Annotated in this window: 18 protein-coding genes; 4 read left to right on the forward strand and 14 right to left on the reverse strand. The window is 71.2% G+C overall.

Annotated features, from left to right (window positions below; translation table 11 throughout):
- The 5 genes from C4T78_RS00010 to C4T78_RS00030 all read right to left on the reverse strand — a co-directional run.
- Positions 1 to 612 (reverse strand): DUF222 domain-containing protein (locus C4T78_RS00010; protein WP_146075826.1); only part of this gene is annotated, 612 nt, incomplete at its 3' end.
- Between the two features lie 210 nt (positions 613 to 822).
- Positions 823 to 1,440 carry a PaaI family thioesterase gene (locus C4T78_RS00015; protein ID WP_093346574.1) on the reverse strand — a complete coding sequence of 206 codons (618 nt, stop codon included), beginning with the start codon at positions 1,438 to 1,440 and terminating at the stop codon, positions 823 to 825.
- Positions 1,437 to 2,309: a MaoC/PaaZ C-terminal domain-containing protein gene (locus tag C4T78_RS00020; protein ID WP_093346572.1), complete on the reverse strand. Its 873-nt coding sequence runs from the start codon at positions 2,307 to 2,309 to the stop codon at positions 1,437 to 1,439. The genes C4T78_RS00015 and C4T78_RS00020 overlap by 4 nt, the downstream gene beginning before the upstream one ends.
- 131 nt (positions 2,310 to 2,440) lie before the next feature.
- Entirely contained in the window at positions 2,441 to 4,639 is a 2,199-nt protein-coding gene (locus C4T78_RS00025; protein ID WP_093346569.1) for an acyl-CoA dehydrogenase family protein, read from the reverse strand.
- Position 4,640: 1 nt separating this feature from the next.
- On the reverse strand, positions 4,641 to 5,759 hold the full coding sequence (locus tag C4T78_RS00030) for a steroid 3-ketoacyl-CoA thiolase (RefSeq protein ID WP_093346567.1): 1,119 nt from the start codon (positions 5,757 to 5,759) through the stop codon (positions 4,641 to 4,643).
- Positions 5,760 to 5,946: 187 nt separating this feature from the next.
- On the opposite strand from C4T78_RS00030, the gene C4T78_RS00035 reads away from it, so the two are divergent.
- Positions 5,947 to 6,876 (forward strand): 3-oxoacyl-ACP reductase, encoded by a 930-nt coding sequence (locus C4T78_RS00035; protein WP_093346564.1) that lies wholly within the window; start codon positions 5,947 to 5,949, stop codon positions 6,874 to 6,876.
- 4 nt (positions 6,877 to 6,880) lie between these two features.
- Here C4T78_RS00035 and C4T78_RS00040 read toward each other — a convergent pair whose 3' ends face one another.
- Complete coding sequence (locus C4T78_RS00040) at positions 6,881 to 7,489, reverse strand: TetR/AcrR family transcriptional regulator (protein WP_093346561.1); 609 nt, start codon at positions 7,487 to 7,489, stop codon at positions 6,881 to 6,883.
- A gap of 156 nt (positions 7,490 to 7,645) precedes the next feature.
- Entirely contained in the window at positions 7,646 to 8,800 is a 1,155-nt protein-coding gene (hsaA, locus tag C4T78_RS00045; RefSeq protein WP_235863017.1) for a 3-hydroxy-9,10-secoandrosta-1,3,5(10)-triene-9,17-dione monooxygenase oxygenase subunit, read from the reverse strand.
- 414 nt (positions 8,801 to 9,214) lie between these two features.
- Here hsaA and C4T78_RS00050 point away from each other — a divergent pair, with 414 nt between their 5' ends.
- Genes C4T78_RS00050 through C4T78_RS00060 form a run of 3 tightly spaced genes read left to right on the forward strand, consistent with a single transcriptional unit; the run spans position 9,215 to position 11,407 of the window.
- Complete coding sequence (locus C4T78_RS00050) at positions 9,215 to 10,348, forward strand: 3-ketosteroid-9-alpha-monooxygenase, oxygenase component (RefSeq protein WP_093346556.1); 1,134 nt, start codon at positions 9,215 to 9,217, stop codon at positions 10,346 to 10,348.
- Positions 10,348 to 10,620 (forward strand): ferredoxin, encoded by a 273-nt coding sequence (locus C4T78_RS00055; RefSeq protein ID WP_093346553.1) that lies wholly within the window; start codon positions 10,348 to 10,350, stop codon positions 10,618 to 10,620. Before C4T78_RS00050 ends, C4T78_RS00055 begins: the two co-directional genes overlap by 1 nt.
- A gap of 1 nt (position 10,621) precedes the next feature.
- Positions 10,622 to 11,407 carry an SDR family NAD(P)-dependent oxidoreductase gene (locus C4T78_RS00060; protein WP_093346551.1) on the forward strand — a complete coding sequence of 262 codons (786 nt, stop codon included), beginning with the start codon at positions 10,622 to 10,624 and terminating at the stop codon, positions 11,405 to 11,407.
- Positions 11,408 to 11,462: 55 nt separating this feature from the next.
- On the opposite strand, the gene C4T78_RS00065 is transcribed toward C4T78_RS00060, so the two are convergent.
- From C4T78_RS00065 to C4T78_RS00095, 7 genes are all read right to left on the reverse strand, one after another.
- The gene (locus tag C4T78_RS00065; RefSeq protein ID WP_093346548.1) at positions 11,463 to 12,107 is read right to left on the reverse strand and encodes a class I SAM-dependent DNA methyltransferase; all 645 of its coding nucleotides are present in this window, start codon (positions 12,105 to 12,107) and stop codon (positions 11,463 to 11,465) included.
- A gap of 80 nt (positions 12,108 to 12,187) precedes the next feature.
- Positions 12,188 to 13,105 (reverse strand): VOC family protein, encoded by a 918-nt coding sequence (locus tag C4T78_RS00070; protein ID WP_093346546.1) that lies wholly within the window; start codon positions 13,103 to 13,105, stop codon positions 12,188 to 12,190.
- A gap of 114 nt (positions 13,106 to 13,219) precedes the next feature.
- Positions 13,220 to 14,404 (reverse strand): acyl-CoA dehydrogenase family protein, encoded by a 1,185-nt coding sequence (locus tag C4T78_RS00075; RefSeq protein WP_093346543.1) that lies wholly within the window; start codon positions 14,402 to 14,404, stop codon positions 13,220 to 13,222.
- Positions 14,404 to 15,438 carry a 4-hydroxy-2-oxovalerate aldolase gene (gene dmpG, locus C4T78_RS00080; RefSeq protein ID WP_093346541.1) on the reverse strand — a complete coding sequence of 345 codons (1,035 nt, stop codon included), beginning with the start codon at positions 15,436 to 15,438 and terminating at the stop codon, positions 14,404 to 14,406. The genes C4T78_RS00075 and dmpG overlap by 1 nt, the downstream gene beginning before the upstream one ends.
- A complete protein-coding gene (locus tag C4T78_RS00085; protein ID WP_093346538.1) occupies positions 15,435 to 16,343 on the reverse strand; it encodes an acetaldehyde dehydrogenase (acetylating) in 909 nt (302 codons plus the stop codon). Before C4T78_RS00085 ends, dmpG begins: the two co-directional genes overlap by 4 nt.
- Positions 16,344 to 16,367: 24 nt before the next feature.
- Positions 16,368 to 16,493 carry a hypothetical protein gene (locus C4T78_RS36860; RefSeq protein ID WP_258958302.1) on the reverse strand — a complete coding sequence of 42 codons (126 nt, stop codon included), beginning with the start codon at positions 16,491 to 16,493 and terminating at the stop codon, positions 16,368 to 16,370.
- Between the two features lie 129 nt (positions 16,494 to 16,622).
- Entirely contained in the window at positions 16,623 to 17,609 is a 987-nt protein-coding gene (locus C4T78_RS00095) for a ferredoxin--NADP reductase (RefSeq protein WP_093346536.1), read from the reverse strand.
- Positions 17,610 to 17,650 lie beyond the last annotated feature (41 nt).

Below are 17,650 nucleotides of genomic sequence, written 5' to 3' on the forward strand. Positions count from 1 at the left end.
CTCGTCCGCCACAGCACCGTCAGCGTCGAGCGTGTAGCGCACCCGGTCGGCCAACTTCTCCAGATCACGGGGGCACTGACGGCAGGCGTTGTCCACCAGCAATCGTTCCACCTCACCGGCCTGGTGCCGGACGTGCGCGGGCAGACGGGACACACAGCGGGAGATCACCCGCGCATGCTCCAGCCCGATCACACCCTCACCCAACGCCTCCCCAGTCGCCGGAAGGGACACCTCCGGCCCAGCCACACCATCAGCGGCGTCGGTGGGCGCGGCCGGAGTGGTGGCGGTGGCGATACGGACTCGGGTCGTGGCGTCCTGGCCGTCGATGTTGAGCAGGGTCTGCAACCACACCTGCGTCGAGCGTGCACCACAGGCGGTGTGCAGTCGGCGGCGGTCGGCCTCGGCGATCAGCCGGAGCTGCTGCATGCGGGCCTGGCGGATCCGCTGTTCCACCTCCCCGATCCGGGAGGCCAGTTCCTCATCGGAAAGGGACCGAACCGCAGACGGCCACACCCCACCCGGCGCGGGCACGTCCCACGCGGGCAAGGCGGACACGACCACACCCGCGCCAGCGGCGGGCGTCGCGTCCTGGGAAGCCATCAGCGGTGTCATGCATCAAATTCTCCCAAGGATCGAACGTGGTTTCGAGCGAATAACCGTCCCACAATCAGGTGATCACAACACCCATCAAACGCGAAAGCCCTTGCCTCGCAGCATAAATTCTCAAAACAGACGGGGGACAGCTCGGCGTGTCGTTGTCATTTGCTCACACGGTAACGTGAATCCCTTGTTGTCCTATTAGGACATCGAACCCAACCGACATCAACGCGGACGAGGCAGGTGCTTGGCGATGAACAACCCCTCAGCCGACACGCAAACCTCGCCACCGGCCGTGACGGCACCGCTCGTACGGATCTTCCGCCCGTCCACACCGGTCTGCGCCCCCGTGACGGTCAGCGGCTCGAACAACGGCGTCGGCCGGTGGTAGCGCAGCGTCAGCTCCGCCGTCATGCCCGAGATCCCGGCCCAGTGGTTGGCCACCCCGAGGGTGTGATCGAGGATCAGCGCCGAGATCCCGCCGTGCACGTGGCCGGGCGGGCCCTGGTACGGCAGGCCGAGCGTCAGGACTCCGCGCACCGAGCCGTCGGGCCGGCCGGTCAGGTGCAGCGGGGGCGCGATCGCGTTCTCCGGGCCGGTCACGGGGTCGTGGCGGGTGGTGCCCTCCCCCGCCCACATGTCCACCATCCGCTGGTTCATCGCCGGTGCGTGCTCGTCGAGGTGGTCTGCCACGGAGTTGAGCTGGTCGGCGATCCGCCCCATCTCCGCCGTCGAACCGCCGCCGGCTCGCAGCAGCGACTCGATGACCCGGCGGGCTGCCGCGACCGCCGCGTCGACACCGTCCTGGTGCGGATCAGCAGTCAGCTCCTGGGGCGCGGTCATGCCGTCACCTCCGCGGTCGCGCGGGTCAGAACCGGCGCGCCGTCGCGCTCCGGGCACGTCGAGCGGAGCGCGAGTCGGTCGCTCTCGCGCCACACCTCGGTGCGGATGGTTTCGCCGGGCAGCAGTGTTCCGGCGAATCGCGCGGACATCGCGCGCAGGCGGGTGGCGTCGCCGCCGAGCAGTCCGTCCACGATCGCCTTCGCGACCAGTCCGTAGGTCGCCAGGCCGTGCAGGATGGGCCGGTCGAAGCCCGCTGCTCGGGCGAATCCGGGGTCGGCGTGCAGCGGGTTCATGTCGCCGTTGAGGCGGTAGAGGAGCGCCTGATCCGGTGCGGTCGGCGAGTTGAGCACCGCGTCCGGCTCGCGTTCCGGCAGTGCGGTGGAGATTTCCGGGCCGGGGTCGCCGCCGAAGCCGCCTTCTCCGCGCGCCCAGATCTGCATGGTCGTCGTCCACAGCGCCGCACCGGTGTCGTCCGCCGCCGTCGATTCGAGGACGATCAGCGCTGCTTTTCCCTTGTCCCGCACGTCGGTCACGCGGTTGCTGACCGTTGCCGCGCCGGATGCCGGGAGCGGGCGGTGCACTTCGAGGGCTTGGCCCGCGTGCAGGATCTTGCGGAGGTCGACGTCGATGCCGGGCAGCGCCAGGCCCGGTGCGCCGCGGTCACCCGCCGAGATCCCCTGTCCGGCCACCAGCGCGAAGGTGGGCAGCACCTGGAGGTTCGCCTCGTAGGTGTAGGGCAGTTCCGGGTCGACGTCGGCGCGGGCTCCCGCGCCGAGCGAGAGGTGGTACAGCAGCACGTCGCGCTGCGTCCACGAGATCTCGCGCGTCGTGGGTGGGGCCGCCAGCGCCGCGGCGGGGTCGATCGCCATCTTCGGGTTCTCTCCTGTGTCGTCGGGTTCCGCGCGTGGTACCGACCTCGCGCGAAATCGACCGTCACCCGGGTGAACGTCGATCTCGCGCGAAATCGACCGGGCGCCGGGTGACGGCCGGTGGGGCGGGGTCAGGGTTTGGGGTGGGGTTCGGGGTCCCTGGGCAGGCCGAGGAGCCGTTCGCCGATGATGTTGAGCTGGACCTCGGTGGTGCCGCCGGCTATCGACAGGCACCGGGTGTTGAGGAACTTCCAGGTCGCGGTGGGAACGCCGGTATCCGGGCGGTGGTGGTCGGCGTGCAGTGCCGCCGGGCCCTGCCACTCCATCGCCGTTTCCCACACCTGCTGGACGTGCTCCACGCCGAGGAACTTGGCGATGGAGGACTCCGCGCCGGGCTGTTGCCCGCTCAGCGAGCGGATCGTCTGGCGCAGGCCGAGCAGCGCGCCCGCCTGGGCGTCGGCGAGGATCTGGCCCAGCACCGCGAGGCGGTGGTCGTCCGCTCGTGCCGCCGCCAGTTCCAGGAGGGCTTCGCCGCCTGCGCCCAGCGAGGAGTCCTGGGACAGGGCGACGCGTTCGTTGGCCAGGGTGGTGCGGGCGAGCTTCCAGCCGTCGCCGGGCTGGGCGACCAGCATGTCGTCGGGCACGAAGACGTCGTCCAGGAACACCTCGTTGAACAGGGCCTCGCCGGTGAGCTCGCGCAGCGGCCGGATGGTGATGCCCGGGCTGTCCATGTCCAGCAGGAAGTAGGACAGTCCCTTGTGCTTGGGCGCGTCCGGGTCGGTGCGGGCCAGGAGGATTCCGTAGTGCGCCTCGGTGGCCACCGAGGTCCACACCTTCTGGCCGTTGACCTTCCAGCCGCCGTCGACCTTCTCGGCCCTGGTGGCCAGCCCGGCCAGGTCGGATCCCGCGCCGGGTTCGGAGAACAGCTGGCACCAGGTGATGTCCCCGCGCAGGCTCGCGGGCAGGAACCGCTGCTGCTGCGCCTCGTCGCCGTGCCGGATCAGCGTCGGCACCACCCAGTTCCCGATCACCATGTCGTGCGCCCTGAGCTGCGCGGCCCGCATCTCCTCGGCGATGGTGAGCTGTTCGACCGCGTCGGCGCCCCGGCCCCACGGCTTCGGCAGGTGCGGTGCGGTGTAGCCGTGCTCGGCGAGGTAGGCGATCCGCTCTTCCTCCGGCAGCGCGACGGCTTCGGCGAGCTCGGCGCGGACCGCGGCCCGGATCTCGGCCGCCTCCGGCGGCAGGTCCACCGTCACCTCGCGGCGAGCACCGCCGAGCGCCAGCCGCGCGATCCGCTGGTGCCAGTGCGCGGTGGAACCCAGCAGCAGGCGCGAGGTTTGCGCCCGGCGCAGGTGGAGTCCGGCGTCGTGCTCCCAGGTGAACCCGATGCCGCCGAGGACCTGGATGCAGTCCTTCGCGGTGCTGAACCCGGCCTCGACGCAGGTGGCTCCCGCGACCGTGGCCGCCAGGGCCACTTCTTCCGCTGCATCCTGGGCGTCGTGCGCGCGTGCCGCGTCCCAGGCACACGCGCGGGCAGCCTCGGTGCGGGCCAGCATCCGCGCGCAGCGGTGCTTGACGCCCTGGAACTGCCCGATCGGTCGGCCGAACTGCTCGCGAACCCGCGCGTATTCCGCAGCTGTCGTGGTGCACCAGTCGGCGATGCCGCACGCCTCGGCAGCGAACAGGATCGCCGCCAGGTCGCCGGGCCGGTCGGTCGGGATGTCGAGGACGTCCGCAGCGGGCACGTGCACTCCGGTCAGCGTCACGGTGGCGAGCCGCCGCGTGAGGTCGTGGCTGGGCACCTCGCTCACCTCGGCCGCCGAGCCCGGCAGCACCACCCAGGAATCCGCGCCGACGCGGAGGACGAGCACGTCCGCGAGGTGTGCGCCGAGCACCGGCGCAGCGGAGCCGGACACGAGCAGGCCGCCGTCCTCGGCGCGCTCGGCGGTGAAGCCGTCGCCGAGCCCGACCGCGCCGGTCGCCGAGCCGTCCGCCAGCACCGGCAGGTGCTCGTGGTGCCCGGCTTCCAGCAGCACCGCGCTGGCGAGCACGGTCGGCAGGAACGGTCCCGGCGCCATGTTGCGGCCGAGTTCCTCCAGGACGACCGCGAGTTCGAGCAGTCCGAAGCCCGCGCCGCCGACCGATTCCGGCAGGTGCAGCCCGAACAGGCCCTGCTCGGCCAGCTGCGCCCAGAACGGCGGCAGCTGCTCGGTCTTCGCATCGACCGCGGTGCGCACCTCGGTCTCGGTGATGTGCCGTCCGGCGAAGGCCCGCACCGAATCCCGCAGGTGCCGGTGCTCTTCGCTCAACCCCAAGGTTTCCCGTGCCATCTCAGATCCGTTCGACGATGGTTGCGGTGGCGTGCGCGCCGCCGGCGCACATGGTGATCAGCGCGGTGGAGCGGTCGCTGCGCTCCAGTTCGTGGACGGCCTGGGTGATCAGCCGGGCGCCCGTGGATCCGACTGCGTGGCCGAGCGCGATCGCCCCGCCGTTGACGTTGACCTTCTCCATGTCGGCCTCGTGCACCTGCGCCCACGACAGCACCACGGAGGCGAACGCCTCGTTGATCTCCACCAGGTCGATGTCGCCGAGCTTCATGCCCGACTTCGCCAGCACGTGCTCGGTCGCGAGCACGGGGCCGTCGAGGTGGTAGTACGGGTCTGCGCCCACCATCCCGGAGGCGATGATCCGGGCCCTCGGCCGCAGTCCCTCGGCTTCGGCCCGCTCGCGGCTCATCAGCAGCACGGCCGCCGCCCCGTCGCTGATCTGCGAGGAGTTGCCCGCGGTGTGGATGCCGTCGGGCATGACCGGGTCGAGCCCGGCCAGCGCCTCGGCCGTGGTCTCGCGCAGGCCCTGGTCGCGGGTCACTTGTCCGACGGGGATGATCTGGCCGTCGAAGCGCCCCTCCGCCCAGGCGGCCGCCGCCTTCCGCTGGGAGGCCAGGCCGAGCGCGTCGGCGTCGGCCCGCGTGATGCCGCGGTGCCGCGCGATGCGTTCGGCGGCGGTGAACTGGTCGGGCATGTCGATCGTCCACGAGTCCGGCACCGGCATCCCGGTGTCCGGGGTCAGCGCCGCGCCGAGGAAGACGCGGCTCATCGACTCCACGCCGCAGCCGATCCCGATGTCGATGGCGCCGCCGGCGATCAGCCCGGCCACCAGGTGCACCGCCTGCTGCGACGAGCCGCAGGCGCAGTCGATGGTGGTGCACGCGGTGCCGTGGGGCAGCCCCGCGTGCAGCCAGGCGTTGCGCGTGACGTTGTTGGACTGCTCGCCGACCTGGGTCACGCAGCCGCCGACGACCTGGTCGACCTGCGCCGGATCGAGTCCGGCTCGCGCGAGCACACCTCGCTGGGCGTGTCCGAGCAGCTCGGCCGGGTGCAGCCCGGACAGCGCGCCGGAGCGCTTCCCGACCGGTGTGCGACCGGCCTCGACGATGACGGCTTCGGGCATCTGCTCCCCTCCTTCGGGCACGAGGCGGCGACACCTCGCACTACTAGAATTCGTTATCCATCGCATCCAACCGGCTCTTCCCGGTGTTTTGCTGCGACAGGCCCACTCAGCGGGACAGCGCAGGATCGAAAAAGAGAACGAATACTAGCTTCGTGCGGCAGTCGATCGTCGGACGAAGGAGAACTCGATGGGTGGCAGCACGCTGGAGGGCCGCACCGCGGTCGTGACCGGTGCCGGTGCCGGACTCGGGCGCGCGGAAGCGCTCGCGCTGGCCGCGCACGGCGCCAACGTGGTCGTCAACGACATGGGCCCGGCAGCGGACGGCGTCGTGGCCGAGATCAAGGCCGCGGGCGGCGACGCGGTGGCGGTGACCGGCGACGTCGGCGAGTGGTCCACCGGCGACCGGCTGGTGGAAGCCGCGGTGGACGCCTTCGGCAGCCTGGACGTGGTGGTGAACAACGCGGGCGTCCTGCGGGACACGATGCTGTTCAACCTCACCGAGCGGGACTGGGACGACGTCATCCGCGTGCACCTCAAGGGGCACGCGTCGGTCTCGCGCGCGGCGGCGGTGCACTGGCGCAACGCCAGCAAGGCCGCGGGCGGCCCGGTCTACGGCCGCATCGTCAACACCACGTCCGAGGCGTTCCTGTTCGGCGCCGCCGGGCAGCCGAACTACTCGGCGGCCAAGGCGGGCATCACCGCGCTGACCCTCTCCACCGCGCAAGGGCTGTCCCGGTACGGCGTGCGCACCAACGCGATCTGCCCGCGGGCGCGCACCGACATGACGGCCCACGTCTTCAGCGCCGACCCCAGCGGCGGTGAACTGGACATCCTGGCCCCGGAGCGGGTCGGCACGTTCGCGGCCTACCTGGCGTCACCGGCGGCGGAGGAGATCAACGGGCAGGTCTTCGTGGTCTACGGCGACATGGTCGCGCTGCTGGCCCCGCCCACGGTGGAGCGGAAGTTCACCGCGGCGTCGGGGACCTTCAGCGTCGACGAGCTCGACGAGGAACTCACGCCGTACTTCTCCGGTCGCGAACCGCACCGGACCTACGCGGCCTACAGCGTCGCGGAGCTGGACACCACGGGAATCCAGAACATCGCGTCCCGCAGGTGACCGGCTAGGCGTTGGAGCGGGCGGCGAGGAGGAGACCGCAGGCCAGGCGGATCTCCTCCTCCACGTCGGCCATGGACAGCCTGCCGTTGAGCGCCGAGCTCAGCATCCCGTACCAGCACTCGATCACCAGGCTCACCAGGCGGATGTCCCGGGCCGTCGGGCTGTCGATGCCCAGCATCCGCAGCACCGCGTCCTGCATCAGCTTGTCGATGCGGATCGCTTCGCTGACCGTCGCGGCGTTGGCCTGGACGTTGGACTGCATCATCGCGCTGGCCAGCAGCGGGCGGCTCAGCAGCTTCCGGCTGGAGCGCAGCAGCAGCTCGCACACCGCCTCGACCGGGTCCTGGCCGGGCCGCGGCGGGCGCGCCAGGCCGTCCAGCTGCTCCACCTGCTCGGCCATGACGGCGGTGAACAGGTGCGTCTTCGAGGGGAAGTAGCGGTACAGCGTGGCGATCGCGACGCCCGCTTCCTTCGCCACGTCCTGCATCTGCACGCGGTCGAGCCCTCGCTCGGTGGCGAGGCTCGCGGCGGCGCGCAGGATCCGGCGCTGACGCGCCTTCTGCTCCTGCGAGCTGGGCTCCGCAGGCGGCCTGGCCTCGGCGATTCTGGGCACCCTGTTCCCCCTCGGTCGATCCGGTTGCGCCCCTGATTGTGCGGGGCGCCTGGTCGCCGTCCCCGCCAACGTACCGCTCACCGGGACGGGTCGCGCCGCCCGCGTGCGCTTGTGTGGTCGAGCACTCGATCGAACCGCGAGGCGCCGCACCTGAGCTCAGACCAGCGTGTCCTCGACCGGCAGGTCGAACTCACCCTTGCCGTACAGCGCGAGCGCGCGCTGCGCGTCGTTGGCCACGTGCATGCTGCCCGCGTGCGCGTCGCGCCAGGCCCGTTCGACCGGGTTGCCCCGGCGCAGCGAATTCCCGCCCGCGCTCTGGAAGAGCAGGTCGATCGCCCCCACCGCGCGCTCGGTGGCGCGCACCTGGTCCCGGCGGGTGCGCAGCCGCAGCTCCACCGGGATCTCCGCGCCGCGCACCGCGTGGTCGTAGAGCTCGGTGATGTTGCGGTCCAGCTGCAGGACCGCCGCGTCGATCTCCGATGCAGCGCGCGCCACCGCCACCTGCGCGCCCTGGTCCTCCACGAAGCGGCCACCGCCGAGACTGAGCCGCACCCGGTCGCGCATGACCGAGACGTAGGCGGCGTAGCTGCCCGCCACGACGCCGACGACCGGAGCCGCGACCGCCGTGGTGAACACCGCGCCGAACGGCATCGCGTACAACGGCCCGCGGTTCACCGCCCGGCCGGGGCCGCGCAGCTGCGCGATGTCGTAGTTGCGGACGATCCGATGATCGGGCACGAAGGCCTCGTCCACGACGACATCGTTGCTCCCGGTGCCGCGCAAGCCGACGGGATCCCACACGTCCAGGATCTGGAAGTCCTCGCGGGGCACCAGGACGCTGAGGAAGTCGAGCGGTCGCCCGCCGTCGCCGACGACCAGCCCGCCGAGCAGCGCCCAGCTAGCGTGATCGCAGCCGGACGCGAAGCTCCACCGGCCGTTGAGCACGCATCCGCCGCCAACCGCGCGGAGCCGCCCGATGGGTGCGTACGAGGAGCAGATCAGCGCGTCCGGGCCGTCCGCCCAGACCTCCTCCTGCGCTTCGCCCGGGAACAGGCCGACGTGCCACGGGTGCACGCCGAGCACCGAGAGGACCCAGCCGGTGGAGCCGCACACCGCCGACACCTCGCGGACGACCTCGTAGAACTGCGCCGGATCTCCTTCCAGGCCACCGAACCGCTCCGGTTGCAGCATCCGGAACGCACCGGCGGAGACCAGGTCGGCCACCGTCTCCACCGGCAGTCGCCGGGACTCCTCCGCGTCCCGGGCTCGCTCCGCGATCGCCGGCAGCACGTCGCGGATCCGTTCCAGCACGCAGTCCGCCTCTCCGCGATTTTCAGCGGTGGTTCCGCCCGAGATCGATCTCGCGTTTCCCGGTTTCTTGTGGCTGGGTCGCATCACGGTCCTCTGAGGTGCGGTCGAGCAGGACTCCGGTTGGGGAAGGGCTGGCACTGCGCCATCCTGCGATCGGGCGGGGCACCGGGCCGCCGGGAGGTACCGGTGAGTGGGATCACCGGCCATTCCGGCCGCCGCAGGCACCTAACTTCACGGCCGGACCTGCTGCCCACCGGAAGGGACGACGAGCATGACACCCCCTGTGCCAACCCCAGCCCTGCTCAACCGCATCTCAGGGGACCGTGGCGCGACCCGGCCACAAGAAGCCCCCCAAACGCAAGATCACTCCCGAACGCAACCACCACTGAAAAACGCGGAGAGGCGGGGCAGGGCATGACCGCTGTGGAGGAGGTCCGGCAGATCGAGGTGGACGAGGCACCCACCAGGTTCGCCCGCGGCTGGCACTGCCTCGGGCTCGCCGACGGCTTCAAGGACGGCAAGCCGCACACGGTGCACGCGTTCGGGCAGAAGCTCGTCGTCTGGGCCGATTCCCGTGGTGAGCTCAACGTGCTCGACGCCTACTGCAGGCACATGGGCGGCGACCTGTCGCAGGGCGAGGTCAAGGGCGACGAGATCGCCTGCCCGTTCCACGACTGGCGCTGGGGCGGCGACGGCCGGTGCAAGAACATCCCGTACGCGCGCCGGGTTCCGCTGCGCGCGCGGACCGCGGCGTGGCCGACGCTGGAGCAGGACGGCATGTTCTTCGTGTGGAACGACCCGGAGGGCAATCCGCCGCCGCCGGAGGTGACGATCCCGCGCATCGCCGGCGCCACCGACGACGGCTGGACCGACTGGCAGTGGTACTCCATCACCATCGACAACGCGCACTGCCGCGAGATCGTGGACAACGTGGTGGACATGGCGCACTTCTTCTACGTGCACTACTCGTTCCCCACGTACTTCAAGAACATCTTCGAGGGCCACACCGCCACCCAGGTGCAGAACGGCGTCGGGCGGGAGGACGCGCGCCCGCAGGAGACCGGCAGCGGCGCGCCCAAGATGCTCGGCAACACCTCGGTGGCCGCCTACCACGGGCCGTCATTCATGATCGACGACCTGACGTACCACTACAGCGACGGCGACGTCGAATCGGTGCTGATCAACTGCCACTACCCGGTCACCGCGAACTCCTTCGTGCTGCAGTACGGCATCATCGTCAAGCGCTCCGACCGGCTGCCGGACGCCGACGAGACGGCGCGCAGGATCGGCGAGTTCATCAAGATCGGCTTCGAGCAGGACGTGCAGATCTGGCGGAACAAGACCCGCATCGACAACCCGCTGCTGTGCGAGGAGGACGGCCCGGTCTACCAGCTGCGCCGCTGGTACGAGCAGTTCTACGTGGACGTGGCCGACGTGACGCCGGAGATGGTGGACCGCTTCGAGTACGAGATCGACACCACCCGGCCCAACGAGGCCTGGCGCCGCGAGGTCGAGGCGAACCTGGCCGCCGCGGACGGGAGCGCCTGATGGCGGTCCGCGCGGACGGCCGGTTGGCCGACTCCCCCATGCGGCCCGTGCGGTGCGACGCCTGCGGTGGTCAGGTCGAGGTTCGCAAGAGCAGCTGGGAGCAGACCAGCATCCAGTGGCACGCCGACTCGCTGCGCGCCTGCGCCGAGCGTCGCGCCGCGCGGCCCGGGTCCGGCCCGAACGGCGAGTTCTTCAACGGCTGCACCGCATTGCGCGATTCCGTGCGCGCAGCGGCGACCCGAGGCGAGATCCCGATCCAGGTGGAGGACTGACGTGCTGGACTCCTACGGCCCGTGGGCGGTGATCGCCGGTGGTTCCGAAGGCGTGGGCGCCGCGTTCGCCGACCAGCTCGCCGATGCCGGGATCAACCTGGTGTTGATCGCCCGCAAGCCCGGGCCGCTGGCCGACACGGCCGCACGGGTGCGGGACAAGGGCGTCGAGGTGCGCACCCTGGAGCTCGACCTGCTCGCCCCGGAGGCGCTGCGGACCATCCGGTCGGTCACCGACGACCTCGACGTGGGACTGCTGATCTTCAACGCGGGCGCCAACAGCTACGGGCACGAGTTCGTCACTGGCGATCTCGACCGGGTGCGCGAGGTGATCGACCTGAACATCACCGCGCAGCTCGCGCTCACCCACCACTTCGGCGCGCTGCTGAAGCAGCGGGGCCGCGGCGGGGTGCTGCTGGTCGGCTCGATGGCCGGTTATCTGGGGCAGGCGCGGATCAGCGTCTACTCGGCGGTGAAGGCGTTCTCGCGGGTCTTCGCCGAAGGCCTGTGGCTGGAGCTGCGGGAGCACGGCGTCGACGTGCTGGAGCTCGTCCTCGGCGTGACCCGGACTCCGGCGATGGAGCGCGCCGGGCTCAACTTCGACATCCCCGGGCTGAACGTCGCCGAGCCCGACGACGTGGCCCGGGAAGGCCTGGCGCACCTTGCGCGCGGGCCGGTGCTGGTGGCCGGCGGCAACGCCGACGCCGCGGCGAAGCGCAGCGGCCCCGACCGGGCCGCGCTCGCGCTCGGGGCGCACGAGGCGTCCAAGCGCCTGCTGCCGAAGGCCTGAACGCCGGTGCGGGCTGCCGATTTCGCCCGCACCGGCACTGCTCGTCCTTAGTGGACTAGTCGCTCAGGCGCATCAACAGGTTTCCCCGGCGGATGTCGCGCTCTCCTTCGACGGCCTCGCGCAGCACCCGGCCGACCTCGACGAACCCGGCTTCGCGACCCAGGCGCGCCAGCTCGTCGACCGGCCACTGGTAAGCCGTGGCCACCTTGTGGTCGAACGGCTCGACGGGGCCGTCCCCGGCTTCGAAGAACCCGAGCAGCAGGTGGCCGCCCGGTGCCAGCACCCGGCTGAACTCGGCGAAGAAGCCGGGTACCTCCTCCGGCAGCGCGTGGATGATCGAGAACCAGGACACGATGCCGCGCAGCTCGTCGTCGGCCAGGTCCAGGGAGTCCATCGAGCCGACCTCGAACCGCAGGTCGGGGTAGGTCTCGCGAGCGATGTCGATCAGCGCCGAGGACAGGTCGATGCCGAAGACGTCCAGGCCCAGGTCGCGCAGGTGCGCGGTCACCGGGCCCGGCCCGCAGCCGAGCTCGGCGACGGTGCCGGGCGAGCCGGCCCGCACGTGCTCGGCGAACGCGGCGAGCACGGCTCGGTCCAGGGGCAGCCTTTCGAGGTCGTCACGGGGCAGCTCGGCGTAAAGGGCGGCGACGGCGCTGTAGGCGTCCGCTGCCGCCCGGGAAGTCGAAGAAGGGTCGGTCACGACCGAGGACCGTAGCGGTCAGGTCCGACGATGAGAGCGCCGGAGGCCCGTTCCAGGCCTCCGGCGCGCGAGTTGCCGGGTCAGCGCTCCGCGGTGAACGCCGCGAGCGGTTCGGAACCGGACCAGTCGTGGCCCCAGTAGCTGTCCGCGGTGATCTCCTCCGCCGTGTAGTACGTCTCGTCGACGAGCAGGCCGTCGCAGCCGTACTCGACGTCCCAGCCGCCGGGAGCGCGGACGTAGAAGGAGATCGCCTTGTCGTTGGTGTGCCTGCCCAGCGTCGAGGACAGCGAGAAGCCGCGGCGGTTGACCTCGTCGAGGGCGCGGCCCACGGTGTCGATCTCCTCGACCTCGATCATCAGGTGCACCAGGCCCGGCGGTTCGCCGTGCGGCGCGGGGCAGACCGCGAGGCTGTGGTGGCGCTGGTTGACGCCCATGAACCGCACCCGGCGCGGCGGGCCGTCCGCGGCGCCGCCCAGCCGGATGGCACCGCGCGGCAGGAAACCGAGCACCTCGGTGTAGAACTCGACGGTCTCCTGCGGGCAGGTGCTGGGCAGCACCACGTGGCCCATCCCCTGGTCACCGGTGACGAACCGGTGGGCGTGCTTGGTGAGCAGCGGGCTGTGGTCGAGCACGGGGCCGAAGAACACCTCCACCGGCGTGCCGGTCGGGTCGGCGAAGGAGATCGCGGCCTCTACCCGGCGCTCATCGCACTCGGCCTGCGACAACGTCTCGACCGCGATCCCGGCGGCTTCCACCGCGCCGCGCACGGCGGCCAGCCCGAACTGGTCGCGCACCTCCCAGCCGACGGCGACCACCCGGTCGGCGTCGCCGGGCAGCACCACCAGCCGCGCCGCCCGCTCGTCCATGCGCAGGTAGAGGCCGTCGGGATGCGGGCCCGTGGTCTCCTGCAGCCCCAGCGCCTCCACCGTGAGCTCGCGCCAGCGGTCGACGTCCTGGGTCTGCACGGTCAGGTATCCGAGACCGCGGATCTGGGGCATCGCGTTCGTCCAATCTCTGTGCGGCGGGTACAGCTGTGCAGGTCAGACGCCGTGAGTGGTTCGGGGTGCTATAGCGCCCCAAAACGCTCACGGTCTCTGACCAGGCAAGGAAGGTCAGATCATCGAGCGCAGCGGGCCGTTGGGCGGTTCGACGCCCAGTTCGGTCAGGGCGGAGACGTGGAAGACCGCGCCCGGGACGTGGATCGCGTGCACCATGCCCATGTGGCCATCGCGCCAGAAGCGCTGGATCGGGTTGTCCATCCGCAGGCCGTTGCCGCCGGAGCGGGCCACGATCTCGTCCATCGCCCGCACCGCCCGCCAGGCCGCCGAGACCTGGGTGCGGCGGCTGACCGCGCGCTCGGCGAAGGAGATCTCGGCGCCCGCCGCCACCTCGTCGTAGATGCGGGAGACGTTGTCCAGCAGCGCGACGCGGGAGGCGTGGATCTCGGCCGCCGCCTCGCTGATCGCGTAGAGCACGTACGGGTCGTCCTTGACCTTGGTACCGGTGATCTGCACGCGTTTGCGCTGGTAAGCCAGGTGGTGCGCGAGCGCGCCCTCGCAGATGCCGATCACCGCCGCGGTGATGCCCAGCGGGAATGCCGTGGTGAACGGGACGTGGTAGGTCGGGTTCGTCAGCCCGGCTTCCTCGGGTGCTGAGCCGTCGAGCATCTTGCTGAACGGGATCACCCGGTGCGCCGGGACGAAGGCGTCCTCGACGAGGATGTCCTTGCTGCCGGTTCCGCGCAAGCCCACCACGTCCCAGGAGTCCTCGACGATCCGGTAGTCCGACCGCGGCAGGATCACGTGGTAGGACACCGGCGGCTTGGCCACCTCGCCCGACTCGTCGCCCAGGAAGGCGCCGAGGAAGATCCAGTCGCAGTGGTCGGTGCCGGAGGAGAACTGCCAGTGCCCGGTGAAGCGGTAGCCGCCGTCGACCGGCGTGAGCACGCCCATCGGCGCGTACGGCGAGGCGATCCAGGTGTCGTTGTCGCGGCCCCAGATCTCCTCCTGCACCCGCTCGTCGGCCATCGCCATCTCCCACGGGTGCACGCCCACGATCCCGGCGACCCAGCCGGTCGAGCCGTCGCGGCCGGCCACCTTCATCACCGCTTCGGCGAATTCGGCCGGGTGCGCTTCGGCGCCGCCGTAGCGGGCGGGCTGCAGCATCTTGATGACGCCGGTCTCGCGCAGCACCTTGGCGGCCTGGTCGTCGAGCCTGCCGAGGCGCTCGTTGGACTCGGCAGCGGCGGTGATCTCCTCGGCGCGCTCCTCGACGGCCGTCAGGACGGGGTGCGGCATCAGCTGGCCCTCGATTCGGTGTCGGCACCGCGACCGGCGAGGTCCACGGCGAGTTCGATCAGCTGGTCCTCCTGGCCGCCGATCAGGTTGCGCCTGCCCGCTTCGACGAGGATCTCGGCGCCGGAGACGCCGTACTTCGCCGCGGCCCGGTCGGCGTGCTTGAGGAAGCTGGAGTAGACGCCGGCGTATCCCATGGTCAGCGAGAGGCGGTCGAGCAGGCACTCGCCGTCCATCACCGGCCGGACCACGTCCTCGGCGGCGTCGATGATCTTCATGGTGTCCACGCCGGTGGCGATGCCGAGCTTCTCGGCGACGGCGACGAACGCCTCCACCGGCGTGTTCCCGGCACCGGCGCCGAAGCGCCTGGTGGAGCCGTCGATCTGGGTGGCTCCGGCGCGCACCGCGAGCACCGAGTTCGCCACGCCCAGGCCCAGGTTCTCGTGGCCGTGGAAGCCGACCTGCGCGTCGTCGCCGAGTTCGGTCACCAGCGCGGCGATCCGGTCGCTGGTGTCCTCCAGCACCAGCGCGCCCGCGGAGTCCACGACGTAGACGCACTGGCAGCCCGCGTCGGCCATGATCCGGGCCTGCCCGGCGAGCGCCTCCGGCGGCCGGCTGTGGGCCATCATCAGGAAGCCCACCGTCTCCAGGCCCAGCTCCCGGGCCAGCCCGAAGTGCTGGACGGAGACGTCGGCCTCGGTGCAGTGCGTGGCGATCCGGCAGATCGCGGCTCCGCCGTCCGCCGCCGCCCGGATGTCGTCCTTGACGCCGACGCCGGGCAGCATGAGGAAGGCGATCTTCGCCCGTTGCGCGGCCTCCACCGCGGTCTTGATGAGCTCCTGCTCGGGAGTGCGGCTGAAGCCGTAGTTGAACGACGAGCCGCCGAGGCCGTCGCCGTGGGTGACCTCGATGACCGGGACTCCGGCGCCGTCGAGAGCCGCCACGACGTCGCGGACCTGCTCGGTGGTGAACTGGTGCTGCTTGGCGTGCGATCCGTCGCGGAGCGAGGAATCGGTGATCCTGATCCGGTGCGTCATCGCCGTCCCTCCTGCGCGAGGATCCGCTGGGCGAAGCCTTCGCCGACGCGGGTCGCCGCGGCGGTCATGATGTCGAGGTTCCCGGAGTACGGCGGCAGGAAGTCGCCGGCGCCCTCGACTTCGAGGAACACCGCGACCCGCGCCATGCCGCCGTTCACAGTGGACGGATCGTCGAACTGCGGATCGGCGCGCAGCCGGTAGCCGGGCACGTAGCTCGCGACGTCGGCGACGACCTGGTGGACGGATTCGGCGATCGCGTCGCGGTCGGCGTCGGCCGGGATCGCGCAGAACACGGTGTCGCGCATCAGCATCGGCGGTTCGGCCGGGTTCAGGATGATGATCGCCTTGCCCCGGTCGGCGCCGCCGATGTCCTCGATGCCGCGGGCCGTGGTGATGGTGAACTCGTCGATGTTCGCCCGCGTGCCGGGGCCTGCCGACGGCGAGGCCACGCTGGCGACGATCTCGGCGTAGGCGACCTCGACCACCCGCGAGACCGCTCGCACGATCGGGATGGTGGCCTGCCCGCCGCAGGTGATCAGGTTGACGTTCGGTGCGTCGAGGTGCGCGCCGAGGTTCACCGCGGGCACCACCGCGGGCCCCAGCGCCGCCGGGGTCAGGTCGATCGCCTGGATGCCCCGCTCGGCGTACCTGGGCGCGTTCTCCCGGTGCACGTGGGCCGAGGTCGCCTCGAAGACCAGGTCCGGCTGCTCGTCCTGCGCGAACAGCCAGTCGACGCCCTCGGCCGAGCTGATCAGGCCGTTCTGCCGGGCGCGCTGCAGGCCGGGGCTGGCGGGATCGACGCCGATCATCCAGCGCGGCTCGATGGTCTCGGAGCGCAGCAGCTTGCACATCAGGTCGGTGCCGATGTTGCCGGAACCCACGACGGCTGCGGTCGCCTTGGTCACTGTTCGTCCTTTCCGGTTCCCGGCTCACGCGAAGCGGGCCGTGACCGGCCAGAGGCCGGTGAAGTCGGCGCGGAACTCCGCGTCCGGTACGACGTCGACTGCTCTGGTGCGCGAACCCGGCCGGGCCTGTCGGGTCGTCCCGCCGAGCACGCTCGAACGGTGCCAGCTGCGGTGGCGCGAGTGCGGTGTCCTTCCCGCTCACCGGGACTTCCCTTCCCCGGCAAGCGAAAACCCGCGGCACGAGCGTGCTGCGCCGCGGGTTTCGGCCGTTCACCGGGATCAGGGATCGTAGGTCACCTTCAGCCGGTCGGTGAGCGGAAGCGCCTGGCAGCCGAGGATGAGGCCATCGGCGCGGTCGTGCTCGTCGAGCACTTCGTTGTGCTCCAGCTCGACCTCGCCGTCGAGCAGCACGCAAGCGCAGGCGCTGCACGCTCCTTCGCGGCAGGAGTACGGCGCGTCCAGCCCGGCCGCGAGCAGCGCGTCGAGCAGTTTGCTGTCCCGCGGCCACGTCACGGTGCGCGTCTGCCCGTCGAGCGTCACCTCGACCTCGCTCACCGGCCCGGTCGCGGCCGGAGCTTCGGGCTCCGCGAACGGATCACCGGTCAGCGATGTGAAGCGCTCCACGTGCACCCGGGATGCCCCGAGCGCCTTCAAGGACTCCACTGCCAACTCCATGAAAGCCGCTGGCCCGCAGACGAATGCCTCGCGATCGGCGTAGGGCCGCAGCAGCGCGCGCAGCGCGGCGGAGGTCGGTGTTCCCTGCACGGATTCCAGCCAGTGCACGACGGTGAGCCGGTCGTCGTCGCGCGCGAGCGCCGCCAGCTGATCGCGGAAGATCACCGAGTGCTCGTCGCGGTTGGCGTAGAGCAGGGCGATCCGGCCGTGGCCGGCGCGCAGCGCCGACTTGACGATCGAGAGCACCGGCGTGATCCCGCTGCCCGCCGCGACCAGCAGCAGATCGGTGTCCAGCGACGCGGGCGTGAAGGTGCCCGCCGGGCTCAGCACGTCGAGCACGTCGCCCGCGACGACGTTGTCGCAGAGCCAGTTCGAGCCGTAACCGTCCTTGGTGCGCTTGACGGTCACCTTCAGCTCGTCGTCGCAGACCGGCGAGCTGCACAGCGAGTAGCAGCGCGCGGCCCCGCCCGGGATCCGGATGGTCAGGAACTGACCGGGGCGGTAGTCGAAGTCCACGCCGGGCCGCTCCAGGACCAGGGTGTGCGCGTCCGCGGTCTCCCGGACCACCTCGACCACGCGCAGCTGCCACATGGTGCCTCCCACCGGTTCAGAGCTCGCCGGCGGCGTGCACG

Origin of the sequence: Saccharopolyspora kobensis (genome assembly GCF_900108315.1) — a bacterium.
Lineage (GTDB): Bacteria > Actinomycetota > Actinomycetes > Mycobacteriales > Pseudonocardiaceae > Saccharopolyspora > Saccharopolyspora kobensis.